Genomic DNA, 3,090 nt, shown 5'->3' on the forward strand with positions numbered 1-3,090 from the left:
GGTGGTGTGTCGGTGGTGCCGGGTGATGTGGTTGATGTGGTGCAGGCCGGTGTGTGGGGTCTGTGCCGGTCGGTGGCGTTGGAGCACGGGGATCGCTGGGGCGGCCTGATCGACCTGGGCGGCGGTGATCTGGCCGCCGGTCTGGGGGGTGAGGATCAGGTGGCTGTGCGTGATGGGCAGGTGTATGGCCGTCGTCTTGTGCGTGCCGGGTCTGATGGTGGCGGGTGGGTTCCTCGGGGGACGGTGCTGGTCACGGGTGGTACGGGCGCTTTGGGTGTGGAGGTGGCCCGGTGGGTGGTGGCGCGTGGTGCGGAGCACGTCGTATTGGCCAGTCGTGGCGGGGTCCTGGACGAGAGCGTGGTGCTGGAGTTCGGCGATCGGGTCTCGGCGGTGTCCTGTGATGTGAGTGATCGTGCTGCGGTGGCCGCTCTTGTTGAAGGAGTGGGCTTGCGCCACGGTCCGTTGCGTGGAGTGGTGCATGCGGCCGGTGTGTTGGATGACGGGGTTGTCGACGGTCTGACTCCGGCTCGGCTCGCTGGTGTCTGGGGTGCGAAGGTCGAGGGTGCCTGCCATATGGATGAGGCGACACGCGGCCTGGAGTTGGATGCGTTCGTGGTGTTCTCGTCGATGGCGGGGGTGCTGGGCTCGCCTGGTCAGGCGAATTACGCGGCGGCGAATGCCGCGTTGGACGGGGTCGTGTCGGCCCGTCGTGCTGCCGGTCTGCCCGCCGTGTCGGTGGCGTGGGGTCCCTGGGCCGGCGCCGGAATGGCGGCCGGGGACGCTGTCGCGTCCCGTCAGGCCCGTGGCGGGGTTCCTGCCATGGAACCCTCCGCGGCCGTCGAGGCACTGGGCTCCGTGGCCGTAGGTGAGGCGGCGACCGTGCTCGTAGCCGACATCGACTGGCGCAGGTTCGCCGGGGGGCCCGTACCCCTGCTGAGCAGGCTGTTGCCGTCGGATTCCACGCACGTGGAGGACGACGGGACTTCGGCAGTCACCGTCGCGGAGCAGCTTGCCGGGCTCGCTGCGGTGCAGCAGGAGCGCTTCACGGTGGACCTGGTGTGCGGGCACGCGGCAAGGGTGTTGGGGCACGCCGCCACGCAAGTCATGGACGACACACGGGCATTCACCGAGCTGGGCTTCGACTCCCTGACGGCGGTGGAATTCCGTAACGGGCTGTCGGCCGAGACAGGCTTGAGGCTGTCGGCGACAGTGATCTTCGACTACCCGACTCCGGTCGCTCTCGCGGGCCATCTCCTCTCTCAGGTCCGGGCTGTTGAGGAGGATTCACGACCGCAGGTGCTGGACGGCCTTGAACAGCTCGAAGCCTCGATTCTGGCGATTTCCCCAGACGATGACCTGCGAGCCGCTGTGCGCACCCGCTTGCATGTGATGCTTTCGAAGCTCGACAACACCAGCACGGATGAGGCCTCAGAGGCCTCGGCGAAGCTCAAGTCGGCGACGGATGACGAGATCTTCCAGTTCATCCACGAGGAGCTCGGCCGCTCGTGAGGTGAAGTGGGGGACACGGAGAGGTAGCCATGAACGAGGACAAGCTCCGCGACTATCTCAAGTGGGCCACCAGCGAACTTCACCAAACGCGCCAGCGTGTACGCGAGTTGGAGGAAGCACAGCGGGAACCGATAGCCATCGTCTCGATGAGTTGTCGGTTCCCCGGCGGCGTGCGGTCGCCGGAGGACCTGTGGCGTCTGCTGGCCGACGGCCGTGACGGCATCGGGAACTTCCCCACCGATCGCGGCTGGGACCTCGACGGCCTCTTCGATCCCGACCCGGACAAGCCTGGGACCTCGTACACCCAGCTCGGAGCCTTCCTCGACGCCGCCACCGAGTTCGACGCCGAGCTGTTCGGCATCTCGCCGCGCGAGGCCCTCGCGATGGATCCGCAGCAGCGGTTGCTGCTGGAGACGGCCTGGGAAGCGTTCGAGCGCGCGGGGATCGACCCGCAGTCGCTGCGTGACAGTGACACCGGTGTGTTCCTGGGGACCAACGGCCAGGACTACGCCTCGGCGCTGGTGTCCTCGGACGACAACTTCGAGGGCTATCTCGGGACCGGCAACGCGGCAAGTGTGGTGTCGGGCCGTCTCTCGTACTTCTTCGGTCTTGAGGGCCCCGCCATGACGGTGGACACGGCGTGTTCCGCGTCGCTGGTCGCGCTGCATCTGGCGGTCCAGGCGCTGCGGCGCGGTGAGTGCTCGCTCGCGCTGGCCGGCGGGGTCACCGTCATGTCGACGCCAGGGGTCTTTGTCGAGTTCAGCCGCCAGCGCGGGCTGTCCGTCGACGGCCGGTGCAAGGCGTTCTCGGACGACGCGGACGGTACGGGGTGGGGCGAAGGGGCCGGGCTGCTGCTGGTCGAGCGGTTGAGCGATGCCCAGCGTCTCGGACACCCGGTGCTGGCGGTCGTACGCGGCAGCGCGGTGAACCAGGACGGCGCGTCCAACGGTCTGACCGCCCCGAACGGTCCCTCGCAACAGCGAGTGATCCGGGCCGCGTTGGCGGACGCCGGCCTGACCACCATGGACGTCGACGCGGTGGAGGCGCACGGTACGGGTACCTCGCTCGGCGACCCGATCGAGGCGCAGGCGCTGCTCGCGACGTACGGCCAGGGCCGCGATGCGGACCAGCCGCTGTTGCTGGGATCCATCAAGTCGAACATCGGGCACACGCAGGCGGCGGCCGGTGTGGCGGGTGTGATCAAGATGGTGCAGGCGATGCGGCACGGTGTGCTGCCGAAGACGTTGCATGTCTCCGAGCCGTCGAGCCATGTGGACTGGTCGGCGGGGGCGGTGGAGCTGCTGCGGGAGAACCGCGCCTGGGAGAACGCCGAACGGCCCCTCCGGGCGAGTGTGTCGGCGTTCGGGGTGTCGGGTACGAACGCCCACGTCGTGATCGAGGCGGCGTCGGAGTCGCAGGAGACGTCGGAGGCGTCTGAGCCGGTGATGGCTGGGCCGGTGGGTTCGGTGCTGCCGTGGGTGGTGTCGGGCCGCTCGGAGGAGGCGCTGTTCGCGCAGGCGGCGCGGTTGCGGTCGTTCGTTTCGGACGCGGTGAGCCTGGACCCGGTGGATGTGGGCTTCT

At 68.6% G+C, this 3,090-nt stretch carries 2 protein-coding genes; both read left to right on the plus strand.

Translation table 11 applies throughout. The annotated features are described in order from the left end of the window. Positions 1-1,509: beta-ketoacyl reductase (locus QR77_RS44130; RefSeq protein WP_160310968.1), on the plus strand; the 1,509-nt coding region annotated here is incomplete at its 5' end. A gap of 29 nt (positions 1,510-1,538) precedes the next feature. After that, positions 1,539-3,090: beta-ketoacyl synthase N-terminal-like domain-containing protein (locus QR77_RS29210; protein ID WP_040024999.1), on the plus strand; the 1,552-nt coding region annotated here is incomplete at its 3' end.

Origin of the sequence: Streptomyces sp. 150FB (genome assembly GCF_000818195.1) — a bacterium.
Lineage (GTDB): Bacteria > Actinomycetota > Actinomycetes > Streptomycetales > Streptomycetaceae > Streptomyces.